The sequence below is a fragment of the Nonomuraea endophytica genome, from assembly GCF_014203235.1.
Classification (GTDB): Bacteria; Actinomycetota; Actinomycetes; order Streptosporangiales; family Streptosporangiaceae; genus Nonomuraea; species Nonomuraea endophytica.
Window position 1 is genome coordinate 529,681 of the sequence record NZ_JACHIN010000005.1, and the last position, 21,592, is coordinate 551,272.

Annotated in this window: 17 protein-coding genes; 6 read left to right on the plus strand and 11 right to left on the minus strand. The window is 71.2% G+C overall.

Annotated features, from left to right (window positions below; translation table 11 throughout):
• Window positions 1–34: 34 nt before the first annotated feature.
• From HNR40_RS21245 to HNR40_RS21260, 4 genes are read right to left on the minus strand one after another with little or no spacing between them, the layout of a single operon-like run.
• Window positions 35–871, minus strand: coding sequence for an NAD-dependent epimerase/dehydratase family protein (locus HNR40_RS21245; protein ID WP_184963856.1), 837 nt, complete (start codon window positions 869–871; stop codon window positions 35–37).
• Complete coding sequence (locus HNR40_RS21250) at window positions 871–1,740, minus strand: carbohydrate ABC transporter permease (protein ID WP_184963858.1); 870 nt, start codon at window positions 1,738–1,740, stop codon at window positions 871–873. Before HNR40_RS21250 ends, HNR40_RS21245 begins: the two co-directional genes overlap by 1 nt.
• Complete coding sequence (locus tag HNR40_RS21255; protein WP_221340627.1) at window positions 1,737–2,720, minus strand: carbohydrate ABC transporter permease; 984 nt, start codon at window positions 2,718–2,720, stop codon at window positions 1,737–1,739. The genes HNR40_RS21250 and HNR40_RS21255 overlap by 4 nt, the downstream gene beginning before the upstream one ends.
• Window positions 2,717–4,105, minus strand: a complete 1,389-nt coding sequence (locus tag HNR40_RS21260; protein ID WP_184963860.1) for an ABC transporter substrate-binding protein — start codon at window positions 4,103–4,105, stop codon at window positions 2,717–2,719. Before HNR40_RS21260 ends, HNR40_RS21255 begins: the two co-directional genes overlap by 4 nt.
• 136 nt (window positions 4,106–4,241) lie before the next feature.
• On the opposite strand from HNR40_RS21260, the gene HNR40_RS57275 reads away from it, so the two are divergent.
• The 4 genes from HNR40_RS57275 (at window position 4,242) to HNR40_RS21280 (ending at window position 11,853) form a co-directional block, all read left to right on the plus strand.
• Complete coding sequence (locus tag HNR40_RS57275; protein ID WP_184963863.1) at window positions 4,242–5,036, plus strand: IclR family transcriptional regulator; 795 nt, start codon at window positions 4,242–4,244, stop codon at window positions 5,034–5,036.
• A gap of 145 nt (window positions 5,037–5,181) precedes the next feature.
• Entirely contained in the window at window positions 5,182–6,384 is a 1,203-nt protein-coding gene (locus HNR40_RS21270) for an enolase C-terminal domain-like protein (RefSeq protein WP_221340628.1), read from the plus strand.
• A 167-nt stretch (window positions 6,385–6,551) separates the two neighbouring features.
• Window positions 6,552–9,689 carry an alpha-mannosidase gene (locus HNR40_RS21275; RefSeq protein WP_184963864.1) on the plus strand — a complete coding sequence of 1,046 codons (3,138 nt, stop codon included), beginning with the start codon at window positions 6,552–6,554 and terminating at the stop codon, window positions 9,687–9,689.
• Entirely contained in the window at window positions 9,682–11,853 is a 2,172-nt protein-coding gene (locus tag HNR40_RS21280) for an ROK family protein (RefSeq protein ID WP_184963866.1), read from the plus strand. The genes HNR40_RS21275 and HNR40_RS21280 overlap by 8 nt, the downstream gene beginning before the upstream one ends.
• Window positions 11,854–11,868: 15 nt before the next feature.
• Here HNR40_RS21280 and HNR40_RS21285 read toward each other — a convergent pair whose 3' ends face one another.
• From HNR40_RS21285 to HNR40_RS21315, 7 genes are all read right to left on the minus strand, one after another.
• A complete protein-coding gene (locus tag HNR40_RS21285) occupies window positions 11,869–13,059 on the minus strand; it encodes an ROK family transcriptional regulator (protein ID WP_221340629.1) in 1,191 nt (396 codons plus the stop codon).
• Window positions 13,056–15,044, minus strand: a complete 1,989-nt coding sequence (locus HNR40_RS21290; RefSeq protein WP_184963870.1) for a DUF2264 domain-containing protein — start codon at window positions 15,042–15,044, stop codon at window positions 13,056–13,058. The genes HNR40_RS21285 and HNR40_RS21290 overlap by 4 nt, the downstream gene beginning before the upstream one ends.
• Window positions 15,041–16,126, minus strand: coding sequence for a Gfo/Idh/MocA family protein (locus tag HNR40_RS21295; RefSeq protein ID WP_184963872.1), 1,086 nt, complete (start codon window positions 16,124–16,126; stop codon window positions 15,041–15,043). The genes HNR40_RS21290 and HNR40_RS21295 overlap by 4 nt, the downstream gene beginning before the upstream one ends.
• Window positions 16,111–16,767, minus strand: a complete 657-nt coding sequence (locus tag HNR40_RS21300) for a ThuA domain-containing protein (RefSeq protein WP_184963874.1) — start codon at window positions 16,765–16,767, stop codon at window positions 16,111–16,113. The genes HNR40_RS21295 and HNR40_RS21300 overlap by 16 nt, the downstream gene beginning before the upstream one ends.
• A gap of 251 nt (window positions 16,768–17,018) precedes the next feature.
• Window positions 17,019–18,113 (minus strand): AI-2E family transporter, encoded by a 1,095-nt coding sequence (locus HNR40_RS21305; protein WP_246509282.1) that lies wholly within the window; start codon window positions 18,111–18,113, stop codon window positions 17,019–17,021.
• Between the two features lie 197 nt (window positions 18,114–18,310).
• A complete protein-coding gene (locus HNR40_RS21310) occupies window positions 18,311–18,577 on the minus strand; it encodes a hypothetical protein (protein ID WP_184963877.1) in 267 nt (88 codons plus the stop codon).
• A 230-nt stretch (window positions 18,578–18,807) separates the two neighbouring features.
• Complete coding sequence (locus tag HNR40_RS21315) at window positions 18,808–19,923, minus strand: hypothetical protein (protein ID WP_184963879.1); 1,116 nt, start codon at window positions 19,921–19,923, stop codon at window positions 18,808–18,810.
• 128 nt (window positions 19,924–20,051) lie between these two features.
• Here HNR40_RS21315 and HNR40_RS21320 point away from each other — a divergent pair, with 128 nt between their 5' ends.
• Window positions 20,052–20,882, plus strand: coding sequence for a helix-turn-helix domain-containing protein (locus HNR40_RS21320; RefSeq protein WP_184963881.1), 831 nt, complete (start codon window positions 20,052–20,054; stop codon window positions 20,880–20,882).
• Between the two features lie 46 nt (window positions 20,883–20,928).
• Window positions 20,929–21,363 (plus strand): SRPBCC family protein, encoded by a 435-nt coding sequence (locus tag HNR40_RS21325; RefSeq protein ID WP_184963883.1) that lies wholly within the window; start codon window positions 20,929–20,931, stop codon window positions 21,361–21,363.
• Window positions 21,364–21,592 lie beyond the last annotated feature (229 nt).

Consider the following 21,592-nt stretch of genomic DNA (forward strand, 5'->3'; position numbering starts at 1 on the left):
GCGACCTCCTGGGTCAGATTCGTCGGGAGGTGAGTCAGCCGCGCCAGCTGCGGCCCGGGCGGAAGCCCAGCAGCTTCGCGCAGGTCGAGCTGTCGACCAGCGAGGTGTGGCCGGTGAACTCGGCGGACAACGGGACCTGGGGCAGATATCGGTCGAGCAGCACCGTCGTGGGCAGGGGCGCCGAGGTGTCGGGGGCGGCGACGTTGACCACGTGGCTGCCGCGAAGCCCGGCGGTCAGCGCATGCCGTACCGCGGTCGCGGCGTCGCGGGTGTCCAGCCACGCCCACAGGTCGTTGCGGTGCGCCTCGGGGTTCGCCGCGACCGCGGCCAGTTGGTCCTTCAGGCGGGTGTCCGTGCCGGTGAACGGCATGCGTAGCGAGACGACATCCGTGCCCCAGCGCCGGTGGGTGGCGTGCGCGATCTCCTCCAGCACGAGCTTCGACAGCCCGTACGGGTCCTCGACCAGAATGGGGTGCTCCTCGTCCAGCGGCAGGTAGCGGGGCAGGCCCGGTTGAGGAGCCCAGGCCAGGCCCACGGCGGCCAGGCTGGAGGCGGCGACGACGCGCCGCACCCCGGTCCTGCCCGCCTCGTCCAGCACCCGGTGCGCGGTCAGGCAGTTGGTGGCGAACAACTGGCTGGGGTCGTCCGAGACGGGGTGCGGGATGGCGCCCAGATGGACGACGCCGTCGGCCCCGGCCATCGCGGAGCGCACCAGTTCCGGGTCCCGCAGGTCGCCGACGTGCACCCGGTGCGCCTCGGGGGCCTCGAACGGCGCCACGTCGGTGGCGGTGATCAGGTAGTCGTGTTCGGCCAGTTCCCGCAGCACGTACCGGCCGATGTGACCGGCGGCGCCGGTGACGAGTACGCGCATCAGCCCTTCACCGCACCGAGCAGGCCGTTGACGAAGTAGCGCTGCAGGAAGAGCAGGAGCAGGACCACCGGCACGACCACGATGAGCGCGCCCGCCATCAGGTTGTTGTACTGCGGCACGTTCTCCGACGCGAGCGTCTGCAGGCCGAGCGGCAGCGTGTAGGTCTCCGGGTCGTTGAGCGAGACGCGGGTGAGCAGGTACTCGTTCCACGTCGGGATCACCGTCAGCAGCGCGACCGTGATCAGCGCGGGCTTGGCCAGCGGCAGGTAGATGGCGGCGAAGATCCGGAACTCCGAGGCTCCGTCGACGCGGGCGGACTCCCGCAGCTCGGCGGGCACGGCGCTGAACGTCGCGGTCATCAGCAGGATGCACATCGGCGCGCCCCCGTTGACGAAGGGCAACACCAGACCCCAGTGCGTGCCGAGCAGGCCGAGCTGGTTCTCCAGGATCACGATCGGGAGCATCACGGTGACACCGGGGACGAACAGCAACGCCATGAACAGCCGCGACAGCGCGGTACGCCCTTTGAATCTCAGTACGGCGAAGGCGTAGCCGGCGGCGGCGTAGACCGCCAGCGTCAGCACCACCGTGTAGGTGGTGACCAGCAGGCTGTTGAGGAAGTAGTCGAAGAAGTGGAGTTTGTTCCAGGTGTCGATGAGCGTGTCGAGGGTCGGGCTCTCGGGGATGAGGTGCCCGCCCCTGACCACTTCGATCTGGTTCTTGAAGGCGGCCGAGACCATCCACAGGAACGGGTACAAGCTGACGAGCGCGTAACCGAGCAGCAGCAGGAGGACGATCGCGCGGGCGGCGATCCGCCCCGTCGCGCCGGTGCCGGGGCTGCGGGGCGCGGCCAGGTCGGCGGCGGTCATACGCGGCTCCTCAGGACTCGCAGATTGATCAGGGCGAGCACGATCGCCACGACGAACAGCATCCAGCCCAGGGCGCTGGCCAGGCCCAGGGTGGGGTTGAGGTTCTCCAGGAAGGCCAGCCGGTAGGCCTCCAGGCCCAGGACGTTGGTGTGCTGGGCGGGCCCGCCGTTGGTCATCACCAGGAAGGTCTGGAAGCCGTGCAGCGACTCGCGCAGGTTGAGCAGCACGTTGATTCCGGTCAGCGGCATCAGCAGGGGCCAGATGACGGACACGTTGGTGCGCCACCAGCCGGCGCCGTCCAGCTGCGCGGCCTCCAGCACGCTGGGGTTGATGCTCTGCAGTCCGGTCAGGTACAGCAGCATGGCCACCGGGACGTTGCCCCAGACGATGACGACGATGAGGGTGGCGAGCGCGGTGTCAGGATTGCCGAGCCAGCCCTGCGGTTCCTGCAGTGAGCCGAGCCCCAGCGTCCCGAGCAGGAAGTTGATGGCGCCCTCCGGCTGCAGGATGTAGCGCCAGGCGAAGTAGACGGCGATGCCGCTGGTCACGTACGGCACGAAGTAGATCGAGCGCAGCACGCCCTGCAGCCGCCTGACCTGGTTGAGCAGGACGGCCAGGGGGAAGGACACGGCGACGGTGAGCAGCGGCACGAAGATCATCACCCAGAGGGTGTTGAGTGCCGCGGCCTGCACCGGGGGCGCGTAGACCGGGTCGCGCCAGAGCAGGTCGGCGTAGTTGTCGAGGCCGACCCACTTCCAGGTCGGGGTGAAGCCGTTCCAGTGGGCGAAGCTGAGCGCGAAGCCGTACCCGATGGTGTAGAGGCCCATCACGGAGAAGAGGATCACCGCGGGGGCGACGAACAGATAGCCGGAGACGGCTTCGGTGCGGATGCGCCGGCGGCGTGGCGGGGCCCCGGACGGTGTCCGGCGGCTCTCGCCGCCGGACACCGTGCGTCGTTCCGCGGTCTCGGGAGTGGTCACTGGGATGTCGCCCAGAAGCTCTCGGTGAGCTCGGTGAGCTTCTGGCCGGTCTGCTCCGGCGTCACCTTCTTCAGGGGGCTCATGTCGACGAGGATCGCGCCGGCCTTGTCCTGCTTGTAGCCCGGCGGGAAGAACTCCCGGCGCCTCGGGTCGTACGTGCCTTCCGGCGTGCCCTTGAAGCTGTCGAGCAGCGAGGCGAGGGCGGGGCCGACGATCGAGGAGGACTCGGCACCCAGCTCGGTGGCGGGCAGGTCGGTCGACGCCTTGGAGAACTTCGCGGCGACCTCCGGCTGTGAGAGGTATTCCATCCACTTCTTGGCGTTCTCCGGCTGCTTGGAGGTCGCGGACAGGATGAGGCTGGTCAGCGCCAGCGGGCCCAGAGCCGGGTCCGGCACCTTCCCCGCCGCGTCTCCCGGCAGGCCGAAGGCGTAGACGTCGTCAGGCTTCATGCCGTTCTGCCCCAGGAAGGCCAGCGTGAAGGTGCCGCCCACCAGCCAGGCGGCCTTGCCCTGGGCGAAGGCCTGGTCGGCCTCGTCGATGCCGAGGGTCTGGGTGCCGGGCATCCAGTACGGCGTGACCTGGTCGTACGCCTGGAGCACCTTGACACCGTTGGGGGAAGACCAGTTGGCGGCCTTGTCCTTGCCGAACAGGGCCTCGTAGCCGCTCCGCCCGAGCATGGAGTACGCCAACGGCTGGGCGAGCCACGTGATCCCGGTGTCCGGGACCTTCAGGCCGAGTGCCAGGCCGCCGTTCTTCGCGTCCTTGGCGTGCGTGGCCTTCAGCGCTTCGACGAACTCCGCCCAGGTGGCCGGGGGCCTGGCGATTCCGGCGTCGGTGAGCATCTTCTTGTTGGCGTAGACGATGCCGAAGGTGCCGATGGTGAACGGGACGCTGTGCCGGGCGCCCTGCTTCACGCCGTGCATCTTGCTGCCGTCGTCCTGGGACTCCTTGAACTTCGCGGCGTCGACGTAGCCCGACGTCCGCACGGTCTCCGGGTAGCGCGCCAGCCAGGCGTCGTTCACCACGCTCGTGAGCTCGGCGGCGATCCCGCTGGCGCCGAAGCCGAGGTCCTCACCGTCGGAGTGGGTCTCCATCACGTCCGGCAGGTCACCGGTCTTGGCCGAACTCTGGATCTTGGTCGCGAAGGCGTCGTCGGGCGTGTACGCCTCGATCTTGACCTTGACCCCGGCCGACTTCTCGAAGTCCGCCGCGGCCGCTTGGAGCCCGGCGACATGGGACTGCTTGAAGGTCCACATCTCGAGAGCGCCCGAACTCCCGGAGCCCCCGGAACCGCCGCCGCCGCACGCGGTCAGGGCCGACAGGGACAGTGCGGTCGCGACAGCCACCGCCGCCAGCTTCGCAGTCCCGAAATGATGTCTGCGCATCGCCCTTACCTCGCTATGCTCATTCAGGTAGTCGAACATCGTTTGGCTATCTGAACATAGAGACGTAGTGATATAAGCGTCAAGAAGGCGGCGAGAATCGGCTCCGGACGAGCGCCGGCAAGAAGCGGAGGTCCTCGTGGAATCGGTGGCGGCAGAGGCGGGCGAGCGCAAGCCCGAGGAGGTCAAGTCGGCAGCGCGGGCGCTCGAGGTCCTCGAGTTGCTCGGCGCCGGCGGGGCCAGGCTCTCGCTCGCCGAGCTGGCGAGCGCCATGCGGGTGCCGAAGAGCAGCCTGCACGCCGTCCTGCGCACCATGGAGGGGCGCGGCTGGGTGGACGTCGACGCGGCGGGAACCCGCTACAGCCTGGGCCTGAAGGCGCTGATGACCGGCACGGCCTATCTGGAGGGCGACGACGTCGTGAGCCTGGCGGGCCCGGTGCTGGACGCGCTGGCCGAGGAGACCGGCGAGGCGGTGCACCTGACCAGGCTGTCCGGCCCGGACGTGGTCTACCTCGCCAAGCGCGAGTCCCGGCACGCGCTGCGCATGTACTCGGCGGTGGGCCTGCGGGCGCCCGCCCACGCCATCGCGCCGGGCAAGGCGATGCTCGCGCAGTACGAGCCGGGCGAGGTCGACCGGCGGCTCAGCTGGCCGCTGGAGAAGCTCACCCCCGACACCGTCACCGAACCCGCGGAGCTGGCCGCCCAGCTGGCGGAGGTGCGGCTGCGCGGCTGGGCGCTGGACGACGGCGAGAACTCACCCGGGGTGCTCTGCGTGGCGGTGGCCCTGGGCGCGGAGCACGGGAGCGGCGACGCCGTGAGCTGCTCGGCTCCCAGCAGCCGCATGGACACCCGGCGCACCGAGGAGATCGCGCTCGCGGTGACCGAGGCGGCGCACTCGCTGCGAACCTTGATCAAGCGGCTCGGCCAGCACTGAGTTTGACACGCCAGACTCCTTACGTTCCGATAGTCGTATCTCATACGCTTATCTGAACGCAGGAGTTGCCGTGTCCTCAACCTCTCCCGTCCTCGCCCCGGCGCCCTGAGTCGAGGAGCGCGGTGCGAAGATCCGCGTCACGGCCGTGCGTACCTTCCTCACCGCGCCGCACGGCTGCCCGCACCTGATCGTGCGGGTCGAGACGAACGAGCCCGGACTCTACGGGCTCGGCTGCGCAAGCGACCCCCAGCGTACGCTCGCGGTGCGCGCCGTGCTGGACGGATACCTGGGCCCGATGCTCGTCGGCCGCGACCCCGACGACATCGAGGACATCCACCGGCTGCTGCTCAACAGCGGATACTGGCGCGGCGGTTCCATCGAGTCCAACGCGCTCGGCGGTGTCGACGTGGCGCTGTGGGATCTGAAGGCCAAGCGCCTGGGCGCCCCGCTCCACTCGCTCTTCGGCGGCCGGGTGCGCCAGCGGGCCGACGCGTACACGCATGTCGACGGCTCCGACGCGACGGAGATCGCGGAGCAGGTGGCCGCCGCCCGCGAACGCAGCTTCCGCCATGTCCGGGTGCAGGTCGCCGTGCCCGGCGCCGACACCTACGGCGCCGCGGGCGGCGGCCCGGCCGATGCCGCGGCGGCGCGCGAGCGCCGGGTGCCGTGGGACTCGGCCGCCTATCTGCGGACCGTGCCGAAGGCGCTGGCACGGGTGCGCGAGCTGGTCGGCGACGAGGTGGAGCTGCTGCACGACGTGCACGAGAGACTGGATCCGCGGCAGGCCAGGGAGTTCTTGCGCCGGGTCGAGGACACGGCGCTGTACTTCGTCGAGGACCTGCTCGCTCCCGAGGACGCGGGGCATTTCGCCCGGCTGCACGCCGCCTCTCCGGTGCCGCTGGCCGTGGGCGAGTTGTTCCACGACCCGAAGCAGTTCCTCGCCCTGCTCGACGGCCCCGACATCGACTTCGCCCGGCTGCGTGTGCCGACCCTCGGCGGTCTCACTCCCGCCCGCAAGCTCGCCGCGCTGTGCGAGCTGCGCGGCGTACGGCTCGCCCCGCACGGGCCGGCGGACGTCAGCCCCGTGGCCCAGGCCGCGACGCTCGCGATGACGATCGGCAGCCACGCTTTCGGGGTCCAGGAGGCGGCCACCTTCCACCCCGCGGTGCTGGAGGTCTTCCCGGGAACGATCGTTCCGGTCGACGGCGGCCTGGAGCCGCACGACAGGCCGGGCCACGGCGTGGACTTCGACGAGGTGGCCGCCCGCCGCCACCCGGTGCCGGAGCCGCTGGAGCACGACCGCTGGGCGTTGCTGCGCGCGACCGACGGCAGCGTCCACCGGCCGTAATGTCAGGGAATTACCTGAAGCAATCGATGGCGATTGTAAATTAATTCGCCTGACCGTATACCTGGGCATTTATCCAAGAGCAAAAGGAGAAAGGCGGATCGGGCCTTGACTTAATAACACACTTAGTTTTACATGGCCGACATCAGGTGGACAGGAAGGCCTCACCCATGCATGCTCACCAGCAGGTCGGCGAAGAGCGCATAGCCAAGTTCCTCAAGGAGCGGCTGCGTCCCGCGCTGTACCCACACCGTGTGCCCATGGACATCACGGCCTGGACCGCGCCGGGCGAGCCCGTCGCGGTGCCGACGGCGATGAAAGCCGAATACGACCCGTTCGTCATCGGCGGAGAATGGGGCGCGCCGTGGTCCACCACCTGGTTCCGGTTCACGGCGGAGATTCCGCGGCGCTGGGCGGGCCGCCGGGTGGAGGCGATCTTCGACCTCGGCTTCGACCTCACCCGCGGTCCGGGCGGTCAGGCCGAGGGTTTCGTCCATGACGAGCGCGGCAAGCCGCTGCAGGGTCTGCACCCGTACAACCGCACGCTGTTGCTGAACCGCCGGGCGGCCGGAGGTGAACCGATCCACCTGCTCGTGGAAGCCGCGGGGAACCCTCCCATCGTCGGCAGCGCGGGCGTCAACACCCATTTCGGCGACCCCATGACCGCGGGAAGCGCGCCCCTGTACCAGCTCCGCCGCGCCGACATCGTGGTCCGCGACGAGGACGTCTGGCACCTGATCCACGACGTGGAAGTCCTGCACGAGCTGATGCTGGCCCTGCCCGAATCGCTGCCGCGCCGGCACGAGATCCGGGTCGCCCTGGAGCGTGCCGTCGACGCCGTCGACCCGTACGAGGTGGCGGGCACCGCGGCCCGCGCCCGCGAGGTCCTCGCGCCCGTCCTGGCCCGGCGCGCCCACGAGTCGGCGCACACCGCCGTCGCGGTGGGCCACGCGCACATCGACTCCGCCTGGTTGTGGCCGCTTCGCGAGACCGTGCGCAAGTGCGCCCGCACCTTCTCGAACATGGTCACGATGGCCGAGGAGTACCCGGAGCTGGTCTTCGCCTGCTCCTCGGCCCAGCAGTACGCCTGGATCAAGGAGCACCAGCCGGAGGTCTTCGACCGGGTACGCAAGGCCGTGGCCGCCGGCAACTGGGTGCCCGTCGGCGGCATGTGGGTAGAGGCCGACGGCAACCTTCCCGGCGGCGAGGCACTGGCCCGCCAGCTCGTCTTCGGCCGCCGCTTCTTCCGCGACGAGCTCGGCGTGCGGACCGACGGCGTCTGGCTGCCCGACTCCTTCGGATACACCGCGGCCTATCCGCAGATCGCCACGCTCGCCGGGGCCGAGTGGTTCCTCACCCAGAAGCTGTCGTGGAACGAGACCAACCGGCTGCCGCACCACACGTTCTTCTGGGAGGGCATCGACGGTACCCGGATCTTCACCCACTTCCCGCCCGTCGACACCTACAACGCCGAGCTGACCGGCGCCGAGCTGGCGCACGCGGTCGCCAACTACGCCGACAAGGGCGGCGGGACCCGTTCCCTGGTCCCCTTCGGCCACGGCGACGGCGGTGGCGGCCCCACCGCCGGGATGCTGGAGAAGGCACGCCGGCTGGCCGACCTGGAGGGCTCGCCGCGCGTGAAGATCATGGAGCCGTCGGCGTTCTTCCAGCAGGCGCGCGAGGAGTACGGGGACACGGCCCCGGTCTGGCGGGGCGAGCTCTACCTGGAGACTCACCGTGGCGTCTACGCCAGCCAGGCACGCACCAAGCGCGGCAACCGGCGCAGCGAGGCGCTGCTGCGCGAGGCCGAGCTGTGGGCGGCGACCGCGGCCGTGCGGGAAGGCGCCTCCTACCCTTACGGGGAGCTGACCGAGATCTGGGAGCAGGTGCTGCTGCACCAGTTCCACGACATCCTGCCCGGTTCCTCCATCGCCTGGGTGCACCAGCAGGCCGAGCAGACGTACGCCCGCGTCCACCGGCGGCTGGAGCGCCTGATCGGGCGCGCGACCGGCGCGCAGGGTGACGGCGGCACGCCGGCCGTGCTCAACGCCGCCCCACACCACCGCCGCGAGGTCGTGGTCCTCGACGACCGCCCCGCCACCGCCGACGGTCAGCGCCTCGCGGACGGCCGCTGGGCCGTTCTCGCCGAGGCTCCCGCTCTCGGCCGCGGTACGGCCGGCCTGCCGCTGGGAGACGCCGCCCCGGTCGCGGTCACGGAGGACGACGGTTTCGTCCTCGACAACGGCCTGATCCGGATTCACATCGACGCGGACGGGCTCGTACGCTCCGCCGTGCACCTCGCCTCCGGCAGGGACGCGATCGCCCCCGGCGGGGCGGGCAATCTGCTGCAGTTGCATCCCGACGACCCGGTGCGCTGGAGCGCCTGGAACATCGATCCCACCTACCGCACCGTCCACCGCGATCTCACCGGCGCGCTCTCGGTCGAACTGCTCGATCGGGGCCCGCTGCTGGCGCGCGTACGCGTGACCCGCTCCACCGGCCGGTCCACCATCGTGCAGGACCTGCTCCTCACGGCCGGCAGCCACGCCCTCGTCATCGACTCCGACGTCGACTGGCGCGAGCGCGACATGCTTCTGAAGGCCGCGTGGCCGCTGGACGTGCACGCGGAAACCACCCGCGCCGAGATCCAGTACGGCCACATCGAGCGCCCCACGCACGAGAACACCAGCTGGGACGCGGCCCGTTTCGAGCTGTGGGCGCACCGCTGGATCCACGTCGGCGAGCACCGGTGGGGCGTGGCGCTGGCCACGGACTCCACCTACGGCCACGACGTCAGCCGCGGCACTCGCGCGGCCGGAGGCACGACGACCACCGTGCGGTTGTCGCTGCTGCGCTCCCCGCACAGCCCCGACCCCTACGCCGACCGCGGCGAGCACCGCTACCGCTACGCGCTGCGCCCCGGCGCGGACGTCGGCGGGGCGATCGAAGCCGGCTACGAACTGAACCTGCCGCTGCGTCCCGCCCCCGGCGCGGAGAGGACCGGCCGGCCACTGCTGACGGTGGACAACCCGGACGTCGTGGTGGAGGCCGTCAAGCTCGCCGACGACCAGTCGGGAGACGTGATCGTCCGCCTCTACGAATCCCGCGGCGGGCAGGCCCGGTCCACGCTCACCGCGCACTTCCCGGTGGCGCACGTCCGGGAGACGGACCTGCTGGAGGACCCGTTCCCGAGTTCGCACGCCCGCGGGGGCCGGAGCCATCACCTCACCGAGCGCGGCGAAGTGGCCCTGTCACTGCGCCCCTTCGAGATCGTCACGCTGCGCATGACCCGGGACGCCGATGTCTGAGATCCAGCAGGCCGACGAGGCCACGCTCCGTACCTGGGCCGCGCAGGGCGGGCAACTCGCCCTGCGCGCCCGGATCGTTCTGCTCGCATCCCGTGGCATGCGCGACGCCGACATCGCCCGGCAGCTCCGAGTCTCCCGCCAGACCGTCGGCACCTGGCGGCACCGATGGGCGGAGTCCGGCCTGGACGGGCTGGGGCAGCAGGCCCGGCCCGGCCGCCCCGCGACCGTCGACGAGGCGCACGTCATCGCGCGCATACTCCTCGGCCCCGGCAGCGGCGCCGCGTCCAGGGCCATCGCCCGCGACCTCGGCCTGTCCCACGCCACGGTCGCGTCGGTGCGCCGCCGCTGGTCCGCCGGGCCGCCCGCGGACCCGCCGCTGCCGAGCTCCGACCTGTGGGTCATCGGCCTGTACGCCGACGCCGAGCGCAGGGTACTGCTCACCGGCACCCGGCACCAGCCGGCCGGGGGCCCGCCGGAGGGCAGCGGGGTCGGCGCGGACGTGCTGACGGAGCTGGACCGGGCCTGCGAGGCCCTCGCGGCCGCCGGTCTGCCGAGCGACACCGGCCGGCCGGGAGGTCTGGCCGCCTTTCTGACCAAGGCCCGCCGCCGGCATCCGCACGTCGCGCTGCACGCCCTCGTGCTGCGGGGAACACCGGAAAGCGCGAACGACGACGTCGACGTCACGTTCCACCGCATCTCCGGCTCCTCCCACTGGCGCGGCTATCTGCGCGCGCTGATCGCCCTGGACAGCACCCGGCACCCGGAGTCCTCCCGCCGCGTCTACCTCGACCTCGCGGGCGCGATCGGCCGCTACGCGGCGGAACCTTCCGGCGAGCCGCTGCACTGGCTGCGCGAGAGCATCGCGAGCCATGTGCCGTCCGGCGAGGAGCCCGACGGCGCGCCGCGCCGCGAGACGTCCGGCGGAGCCAACCACATCGACCTGGGCTCGTTCAACGAGTGCGTCGTCATCGAGGTCGTCCGGCTCTCGGGCACGATCACCCGTGGCGAGATCGCGCACCGGACCGGCCTGACACAGCAGTCGGTGTCCAGGATCTCCCGCTCGTTGCTCGCCCGCGGCATCCTCGTCGAGGACGCCCAGCGGCACGCCACCTCGGGCAAGCCCCGCACTCCGGTACGGCTGCGCGGCGACGCGGCGCACGCGATGGGCATCCACATCGACCCGGAGGTCATCACGGCCGTCGTCATCGACCTCGACGGCACGCTCATAGCCGTGCGCACGCAGCCCGTGCACCGGACCGCCGATCCGGAGGTCCTGGTCAAGCAGGTGGTGCGGCTGGGCGGCGAGGTGCTGGCCGACGCCCGCGGCACGGCCCGCGCCGACGGTTTCCTCGGCATCGGCGTCGCGGTCCCCGGACCGGTGGACATCGCCTCGGGCACCGTGCTCGATCCGCCGCTCATGTCGGTGTGGACCGACCTGCCGCTGCTGTATCTGCTCAAGGACCACTTCCAGTGCCCGCTGATCATGGAGAAGGACGCCGCTGCCGCCGCCGCGGGTGAACGATGGATCGGACGCGATCGCCGGGCCCGCGACTTCGCGTACCTCTATCTCGGGACCGGTGTGGGCTCCGGGCTGTACCTGAACGGCGACCTCTACCGGGGCACCAGCGCCAATGCCGGCGAGTTCGGCCAGCTGTGCGCGGTGGCCCTGGGGCGTACGGAGCCGGACGGCAGGCCGGAGATCCTGCCCGAGTGCAATCCCCCGGTCGGCCTTTCGCAGCTCGCGGCCCGGCACGGCTGCGCCGCCGGCGCGGACCAGCCGGGCAGCACCGCGGCGTACCGGGCGATCACCGAGGCGGCGGCCGGCGGCGATCCGGCGGCCGGCGCGGCCGTGCGCGACCTGGCGCGGGCCATCGGGCAGGGCGCCATCGGCCTGGTCGACCTGCTGGACATCGACATGGTGGTCCTGGGCGGCCCCTTCTTCACCGACGAGGCGGCCCCGGTGTACCTCGACCACATCGGGGCGATGGTCAACGACTTCCCCACCGCGCGACGGCTGCGGCACGTCGACGTCGAGGCGTCGGTGCTGGGCCCGGAGGCGGCGGCGGTCGGCGCGGCCTCCACCATCTTCCACGCGACCTTCACCCCGCGGCTGGGCGGCAATGCCCTGTGGCGGTCCTCGCAGGCCGCGGGCCGGTTCGTGTGACGGGCGCCCTGACGGTCAGCCGAGCAGCAGCGATCGGGGCTGGGCCGACAGCGCCTGGTCGAGGACGAGGGAGGCCGCGCCGACGGCGGCGACGTTCTCGCCGAGGGTGGTGGACAGGACCGCCGTCGGATGCGTGGCCTTCACGAACGGCGACCCGGCGACCATCGGCTCGATGACGGGGAGCATCCTGTCGGCGAGCACCTGCCAGATCGGCCCGCCGAAGACGATGGTGTCGACGTCCAGAAGCGTCGCCGCCGCGCACACGCCACGCCCGATCCGGATGGCCAGCCGCTCGATGATGCCGTCCGCCTGCGCCTGCCCCGCGGCGGCGAGCTCCGCCAGCCGCCGCATGCCGCCCTGGGCCTCCGCCGGATCCGTCACCGTGTACTCGCCGCCGAGCACGCCCAGAGCGATGGCCTCCTCGAGGATCGCCCGCGATGAGCAGGCCGCGCCGAGCCCGCCGACCTCGCCCGCGTTGCCGGACACGCCGCGCAGCACGGTGTCGTCCACCACCAGCCCCATTCCGGAGCCCGTGCCGAGGTAGAAGAAGAGGAGGTTGCGGCTGTCGGTGGCGGCGCCGGTCCAGCGTTCGGCGACGACGGCGGCGGTGACGTCCTTGTCGAGCAACGCAGGTAGACCGGTCGCCGCGCTGAGCCGCTCGCGCAGCGGATAACGGCCCCAGCCGGGCAGTTCGGGCGGGTCCACGACCCAGCCCGCGGTGACGTCGATCGGTCCAGGCGCGGCGATCCCGAGACCCAGGATCCGCTCGCGATCCGCCCCGGACTCCGCCATCAGCGCCGACACCGAGCTCGCCATGTCGGCGGCGATCGCGTCGGTTTCGCCGCCTCGCGGAGTACGCCGGCCGCGCTGGGCTATCACCGTGCCGAGCAGGTCCACCAGAACGCAGGTGATGACAGCCGGGTCGAGGTGCACGCCCACCGCGTAACGCGCCGCGGGGACGATCTCGAGGAGGGTGCGGGGCTTGCCGTTGCCGCCGCTGCGCTTGCCCGACTCGCGCACCAGGCCCTGGTCGAGCAGCCGGCGGGTGATGTTGGAGACGGCCTGCGCGGACAGCCCTGTGGCCCGGGCGAGCTCGACGCGGCTCAGGCCGGTGGGGTGCCGCCTGATGGCGTCCAGGATCACGGATTCGTTGAAGTCGCCGACGCGCGGCAGGTTGGCGCCCCGCCGGATCGCGGGCGTCGTCACGCCCCCCACCCGGCCTCCGGCGCGGGCAGCCGGATCGTGTCCTGCACGCCGTCCGGCCACGTCACCTCCGTGAGCAGGGTGGCGCCCTCGGCTCGGGTGGCGACCCTCGGCAGCGCGGCGGGGTCGGTGCCGCCGAGGTGGACGAGCGCGACGTACACCGTGCCGTGGGCGACGGGTCCGTCAGTCTCCACGACGGGGGTGGGGGACGCGGCGCCGAGCGCGTTGCTGTCCGAGCCGGCCATCACCGCGGCCTTGGGCAGTCCCCGCATGCCGACGACGACGGACACCAGCCCCGCCGCGTTCTCGACCCGCGCGGTGGCGTCGTCGGTGCGACCGGGTGACGTCCTCGGATCGACGGCCAGCGCCCAGCCGCCGATGCGCAGGGTCTGTGCCGGTGCCGTGGTCTCCGCGCCCGGCGCCGTTGTCTCCCCGCTCGGTGCGGGGTCTATGCGGGCGGCCCGTACCTCGATCGATCCGCGCAGCGCGGAGCCGACCGTGATCCAGGGGCCGAGGACGTACCGGGTGTCCGGCCCGCCGAACGGATCCCAGGTCGCGTCTTCTGGCCAATGTGCCCGCGAGCGGGAGACCGCCGTCGCGCCGTCGACGCTGACCCTGGTCGCCGGGCGCCGGTGCGAGGCCCGCCCTGCGGCGTCCAGGAGCACGACCGTGTTGTCCAGCGGGTCGGCGCCCGCGCAGGCGCCGGGGCCCGCCGTGGGGTCGCCCGGGGTTTCGGGCGCCGTGTGCGTGGAGTACGCGAAACGCGCGTAACAGGGGTCGTCGGCGTGCGGCCTGGCCGGGTCGGCGTGGTCGCCGCCGTGGCCGACCACGCGCACGACACCGTCGGCCGCGGTGCCGGAGACGAGCCAGCCGGGGGCTTGGAGGGTCCGCGTGAAGTCACCCTGTTCGACGGCGAGCGGGGTGGCCTCCGCGGTCCACACCGGGTGGTCGGGGGGCAGGGCGAGGCCGATGAAACCCTTGCCGGCCCAGTACGGCGACGCGGGCCCCGAGTACACCTGCAGCACGCCACGGTAGGGGCGATGCCAGCCAAGTGTCAGCAGCCCGTCCCCGCCTACGGCGCCGCCCTCCGTGAAGTGGTCGAGCGTCCGGCTCGCGATCGCCCGGGTCTCCCCCGGCGCCAGCGGCGTCGCGTCGAACAACACGCCTGTCCAGAACGGCGCCAGCGCCGCGTGCCGGTAGGTGAGCGAGCGGCCCTGGATCAGCGGTGAGCCGTTGGCGCCGACCAGCAGCCGCTGATCTTCGAGGAACCGCCGCAGCCGGGCCCGGTAGCGGTCGAGGAGCCCGGCGGGAGCCGTATCGCCCAGAATGCGGCAGAACCACAGCGGGTACAGGTGCATCGCCCAGCCGTTGTAGTGGTCGAAGTTACGCCGCTCGCCGCCGGTCAGCCCGTCGGAGTACCAGCCGTCGCCCGCGTACCAGCCGTCGGTCAGCGCGATGATCCGGTCAAGGTCCCGCTGACTCCATCGGCCTCCGGCGGTGCGGGCGAACGCCTCGGTGACGCCCTGGAACCAGATCCAGTTGTTGCCGGGCATCGGGTCGCCGACCATCGGGGCGAGCCAGTCCAGCACGCGTTGTCTGACCCGGTCGTCGAGGCGGTCCCAGATCAGCGGCCGCGTCTCGTGCAGTGCGAGCACGATCGACGCGGCCTCGACCTTGGCCTGGTCACACTCGGCGAACGTGGGCCAGCGCCGTGGATGGCCCGGGTCGGTACCGGCGGCCAACCCCGCCGCGTACCAGCCGGCGAAGTCGTGCGGATCCTTGCCCTCCGCACCGGCCAGGCGGAAGGCCGCCAGCAGGAAGGTGCGGGCGAAGCCTTCGAGCCCGTCGCTGCGTACACCATTGATGCTGGGCGGACCGGGCAACTGGATCAGCGCGTGCCCGCCGGTGGCATGGGGCCGTACGGCGAGCAGCAGCCGGTCCGCCGTCCCCTCCCAATGCGCACGGTCCTCGGCGGGGGTGCGCGTCACGAACTCACCAGGGCGGGCCGTTCGCACGTACTGGCCACCCTCAGGGCGCGGCCCTGCTCCGCGGCGTCCATGAGGGTGAGCATGGTGTCCAGGACGTGCGCCGCGAGTTCGGCCGACGCCCGGTGCGGACGTCCGGCCGACAGGGCCTCGGCCAGGTCGGCGAGGCCCACGCCCCGGCCCGCCTCCGGGTAGCCGGCCGACACGGGCAGCCCTGCCCAGCCGTCGCCGCGGTTGATCTCGACCACGCCGTCGAAACCGTTCGGGTCGGGTACGGACAACGTCGCGTCCGTACCATGCACCTCGATGCGCGGCAGGCGGGCGGCGCGTACATCGAAGCTCATCATCAGGGTGGTCAGGGCACCGCCGGCGTGCTCCAGGACGCCGGTGATGTGCGTGTCGACCTCCACCGGGAAGGACTGCCCGGCCCGCGGGCCGCTGCCGATGGTCCGCTCGGCGCGCGGCCTGGACGAGGCTCCGGTCACCCGGACCACAGGGCCGAGCAGATGGACCAGGGCCGACAGGTAATACGGCCCCATGTCGAGCAGCGGGCCGCCGCCCGGACGGTAGTAGAACTCCGGGTCCGGGTGCCACCGCTCGTGTCCGGCGCTGGTCATGAAGGCGGTGGCGGCGACCGGTACGCCGATGAGACCGTCGTCGATCGCCTTGCGCGCGGTCTGGATCCCGGTGCCGAGGACGGTGTCCGGCGCGCAGCCCACCCGCAGCCCCGCCGCACGCGCCGCCGCCAGTACGGCGTCGGCCTCCTCGCGATGAACGGCCAGCGGCTTCTCGCCGTACACGTGTTTGCCCGCGCCGAGCGCCGCGAGGGCGACGTCGGCGTGTGCGGCCGGGATGGTCAGGTTGAGGATGGCGTCGACGTCGTCCCGGGCGACCAGCTCGGCGACCGTGGACGCCACGGTCACCGGCCGGTCGGCCGGGGCCTGGTCCGCGACGGCCCGCGCACGGCCGGGGTCGAGATCGGTGACGGCGATCAGCCGCACGGACCTCAGCCGCTCCAGCGTCGAGAGGTAGGCGCCGCTGATCTTCCCCGCGCCCACGATGCCGACGTTCAGCGGCTTGCCCACAGCAGGCCCCTCTCGGTCAGGGTGCGCACTTCGGGCACGTCGAAGTCGTCCGGTTTGTGGCCGATGGTCGAGACGAACACGCGTCCCCTGCCCCAGGTTCTGGTCCACACGGCCGGCATCACCGTGGGCCGGTCGCCCGGTTCGTCCGGTGGGAACGTGGTGGTCGCCAGGACCCCGATGCGCGGGTCGGTGAGCACCCAGTACTGCTCGCTGTGGATCGCGAAGTCGCCGAGGCCGGTGATCACGGGGTGGCCGGCGTGCTCGGCGGACAACTGGTAGGTGTGATCGAGGAAGCCCGGCGGATGCATCACGAACTTCCCGCCGGTCAGCAGGTGGTAGCCGTGGTCGTGAAAGGAGTCCACGATGCCGCCGTGCCAGCCGGCCAGCCCGGTGCCCGCGCGTACCGCGGCGGCGAGACCGGCGCTCTGCTCCCGGCTGATCGTCCCCATCGTCCAGCACTGCACGATCAGATCGGTGGCGGCCAGGCGGTCCGCGTCCTCGTACACGGCGAGTTCATCGGAGATCGCGACGGCGAATCCGTGCTCCTTGAGGAACGGCACGAACGTGTCCGTGATCGTCACGGGCTGATGCCCGTCCCAGCCGCCGCGTACGATCAGCGCCCGGCGGTTGTCGGTGGTCACGCTGCGACGCTAAGAGCCGCCGAAGAAGTTTGTCAACATGCTGGATGAACCTCGTGGTGAGATTTGCCGCCATATGCCACTTCGGGCAGCTATATGGGTCTCGACTAACTCCAAATGATGGATTTATAGGGCAGCAGACGCCACCACACCCTTCACGACGGTCGAGGCCGTGGCTCCGTTGCCGCTGCAGCACCCTCTCGTCATACGGTGGCCGTTGGGCGTAGCAGCGCAGCCGTCCGCCTCCGAACCCGTCAGTTCTTGGGTTCGGGATCTTTTCCGGGAGGTACGGCCCGCCCCGGTGGTAGCGGGGCCGGTCCTTGCGGTAGAGGGATCGGATCGTCTTTGAAGAGCTCGGGCACGGCCCGGTAGAGGATGGCGGCGATCGGCACGGCCACGACCGCGCCCGCGATCCCCGCCAGGATGCCCCCGACGGCCAGCACGATGATGATCGCCAGCGGGTGAAAGTGCAGCACGCGGCCGACGATCAGCGGCTGGAGCACGTGGTTCTCCAGTTGCTGCTCGACGATCAGGATGCCGATGAAGATCAGCGCGTAGATGGGGCCCTTCGCGCCGAGCGTGACCAGCGTCGCGACCGCGCCCGCGAACAGGATGCCGACGATCGGGACGAAGCTGGCCAGGAAGATCAGTACGGCGAGTGCCGCCCAGAGCGGGACCCCCATGACCGCCAGCACCACGCCCATGAGCAGGCCGTGCACCGCGGCCACCGCCACCGTCCCCTGGACGTAGTGCGACAGCGTGGTCCAGGCGGTCCGCCCGGCCCGGTCGACCCGCGGCGCCATCCGGCCGAACCCCTTGAGGAACCAGGACCAGATCCGGTCACCGTCTTTGAGCAGGAAGAACGTGACGAAGAGCAGCAGCACGATCGAGGCCAGCACCTCGACCACCACCACGGTGCCCGCGAGAACCGTCGAGGTGATCTGCTGCTGCCGTTCGGTGACCAGCTTGGCGATCTCGTCCACCCAGCCGCCGAGCTGGATGGGCTCCAGGTGCAGCGGGCCGGTGTAGAGCCAGCCCTCCACCGTCTTGGCCGTCTGCCTGACCTGCGTCACCAGGCGAGGGAACTCCGCGTTCGCCCGGACGCCGATGATCCAGCCCGTTCCGATCAGCACGGCGAAGGCGACGAGCATGGTCACCCAGGCGGCGTAGATCGCCCGCAGGCCCGACGCGCGCAGGTGCCGGGTGAGCGGGAACAGCAGCGCGGTCAGCAGCAGGGCGACCGCCACCGGCAGAGCGATGATGCGCATCGACGCCACGAAGCCGAGCACGTAGTTGGCCGCGATGCCGATGACGATCAGACACGCGCACCACGCGGCGATCCTCGCCAAGGTCGGAGGCACCAACCGCAAAAGCCGCTCCTGAGGTGAGTCCATGACCTGGAAACTTCCCCGTCGGCCCGGAATAGGCGCGTTTCAGGCTTCGAGCCGGGGAACGCTGGAGAAATCGACGATGTCGCCGCGGGCAGATTCTCGCCCTACCGGCCTTCTCGCGACGCGCCGTGAACCTGTGTCCAGCGTCTGAGTACTCAGGAGCGGTCTTCGTCGGGGCCCTGACGCCCGGCCTCCTGCTCTTCGAGCGCGTCCATGATGAGCGCGCCCTCGCGCGCGGCCTCCGTCGGCGACAAGGTCTCCAACGCATGGCGAAGCGCGACCTCAGCGGCGTCGAGGGCGGCCTTCGCGGTGACGACGTGCGTGTGAGCCCGGTCAAGGTGGCCGAGCCCCACACAGTCGAAGGCGACCTGCGCGTCGTGACCCGCCAATTGCAACTGCCTGGTGACTTCATCCAGGGCCATTACAGTCCTCCTTGATCCGTCACGCCGGGGACGACGAGCATATCCACCTTGCCTCCGCTGCAGGGGTGTGGGGCTCGAATACTCCGCCACAGCCCCGATCTGCGGATTCACCGGACGTCTCGAATCTCATGCCCTTCCGTTCGAGCATCCGCGGCACCCGAGGTCTTCGGGCCTGTGAGGAATTGCAGGTAGCCTGGATTTTTGGTCGGAATCGCGCTGTACCGGAATGGTCATTCGCAGCCACGCTTGCCGGGTTTGGCCAGCTTGCCGGCCGCCGGCCGGTCCGGCCTCGTGGTGTAGCCGCCCACGGCCAGGCTGTTCCGGTAGACCTCCTCGCTGGTGGAGAGCTTGGCGATGAGGCGGCTCGCGCCTGTGGTGACGTTCACGGCGTACACGTAGGAGCCGACGGTCGTGTCGGGCGTCTTGCCGGGGCGCTCGCGGCCCGCCGCCGCGACGATCTCCTGTGGGCTCAGCCAGTCGATCACGTCGGCCCGGTAGACGTCGGCCGGCAGTCGCGGTTTGACCGTGGTCATCTTGCCCGTCCGGGTGGAGAAGACGGCCAGCCAGACGGGGGTCATGTCCGGGCCGCACGCGGGTGGCTCCTTGGGGACGAGATTGGCGGCCCGTCCGTCGCGGGCGGCGAAAGAGCCCCAGATGAAGTGCTTGCGGGCATAGACGGGGATCTTGGCGGTGACGGTACGGCCGCCGCCCACGGTGCGAAACGCCCCGACGTTCATCCCGGACCTCTCTTGCAGGGTGATACGCCCGGTGTCCGGGTCGGCGTCGAGCACGGCCCAGCCCTTCGGCATCCGCCGTGCCGTACCGGCTTCCACGTCGACGAGCGTGGTGACCTCCGCGTCGCCCGCGAGGATGGTCAGCTGCCCACCGTCCCGGACGAACTTCAGAGTGAGCGGTGAGGCCGGCGATCCGGTCGGCACCTGGTAGGGGGTCGTCCAGCTTTTGCCTGAGCTCAGCTCGCGCACCACGACGCGGTCATCGCGGGCCCGGTGGTAGGCGACGCGTGTGCCGTCCGGACTGATCGCGAAGGATCGTATCCCGTCCTCGTAGGAATCTCTGCTTTTCTCCCAGGCCACGGCCTCGGGGACGGAGAAGATTGTGCCGTTGGCGGTCACCAGCCGCCAGGTGTCGCACGCTCCCGTGGGGCTCTTGTCCGGGTCCTTCGGGTTGGCGCACAGGTAGGCGAATGCGGCGGGGCCGGATCCCGACTGCGGTAAGGCGGGTGGCCGACTGGGCGCGGCCGCCTCCGCGGCGCGCGCGGGCACGGCTATGCCGGTCGCCACCAGGGTGATCACTGCGGTGGCGTAGAGACGTGCGGTGAGGTTCATCAAGCTCCCCGTTCCAGGCGATGACCGTTGCCCGTTGGAGTCCGCAGAGGCGGAGAAGGTTCGCGGCGCCCGTCGGGTGGCGTTACGGACGATGACGTGGCGGCTCACGAGGGGCGATAGTGACGGGCATGGAGTTCGAGTTCGTGGCACGGCGGCCGTCGGGGGCGCTGGAGCCGTTCACGGAGTCGGTGTGGTTCGCCCGGGGGCGGATTCCGTACCGGCGGGAGCGGATCGCGCCGACGGGGTCAACGGTTGCGGTGCTCGTTCTCGGGTCTCCGATCGTGCAGACGCCGCGCAACGGCGACGGGCCGGCGTTCGTGGCGGCGGAAGGCTGGCTGGCCGGGCCGCATGACCAGCCGGTGATCAATGCCCCGACCGCCGAGACGCTCGCGGTCGGTGTGGTGTCGTCTCCGGTTGGCTGCCGCGCGCTGTTCGGCGTCGATCCCGCTCCGCTGCGCGGGCGGGTCGTGGACCTGATGACGGTCTGGCCGCCCGCCCGTGCGCTGCGGGCCGCGCTGCTGACCCGCCCGGACCCGGCCGCCTGCCTCGATTCCGTCGAGGCCGCGCTGCGCGACGGTCTCGCACCGGCGCGCGGATGGCGACGGTGTACGGCCGCTGTCGCCGCGCTGGAGGCCGATCCGCGACGGCGCATCTCCGGCCTGGCCGCCGAGCTCGGCATCACCCCCGCCCACCTGGACCGGGAATTCGTGCGCGTCATCGGCCTGACCCCGCGTTCCCTCGCGCGTATTCTCCGGCTGCGGCGGCTCCTGAATCGTGTGGACGTGCACTCCGATCTGAACTGGACCGGGCTGGCCGCCGAGTGGGGATGGTTCGATCAGAGCCACTTCATCAGGGATTTCAAGCGCCACAGCGGGGTGACGCCGTCCGCGTACGTGCTCGCCCAGCGCAGCGCGTTCGCCACCGGGCAGAACGAGCCGGGGTTCGTCCCCGAGATGTGAATTCCGTACAAGTCCCCTTCGGCGACCAGCCGTAACACTGTGGGCCATGAAACGGGCATTCGCCGTCGACGCCGTCATCGACCGGCCGGCACGGGACGTGTGGCGGGTACTGACCGACTGGGAACGAGCTCCCCGATGGATGAACGGCGTGGAGTCGATGCGCGCCGAGTCGGGCACCCGCATCGGCTCGACGATCACCTTCCATGCCCGCGGCAAGACCCGCACCAGTGAGATCGCCGACCTCGACGAGGGGCGCTCGATCACGCTCGTGACCGTCCAGGGCGGAGTCACCGCCCGCTACGTCTACCGCCTCGAGCCGCTCGACGGCGACGCGCGCACCCGCGCCCACCTCACCGCCGACCTCGCCACGACCGGATTTCCCTGGGTCCTGTTCGCCCCCCTGATCCGCCTGGCGGTACGCCGCACCGACGCCGGCCAGATCAGCGCCCTGCGCGCGGCTACGGAGGGCGCACCGGCTTAGGCGAGCCGTTGGTGCTCGCGATCTCGACGGCATCAACGCCCCCTGCCGTTGATCATTGGGCCGACGTCGGCTCACGGAACCGGTCAGCGCATACCACGGAAGGTGGACGTCCCGGGGCGGGATACCACGTGAGGTGGATGGCCGCGGCGCCGTACCGCGCTGGTTGGACGATCACTTTCAGGTCGTGGGTGGACGACCGGCGAAGCCGCCCGTGGATACCTTGAGGCCG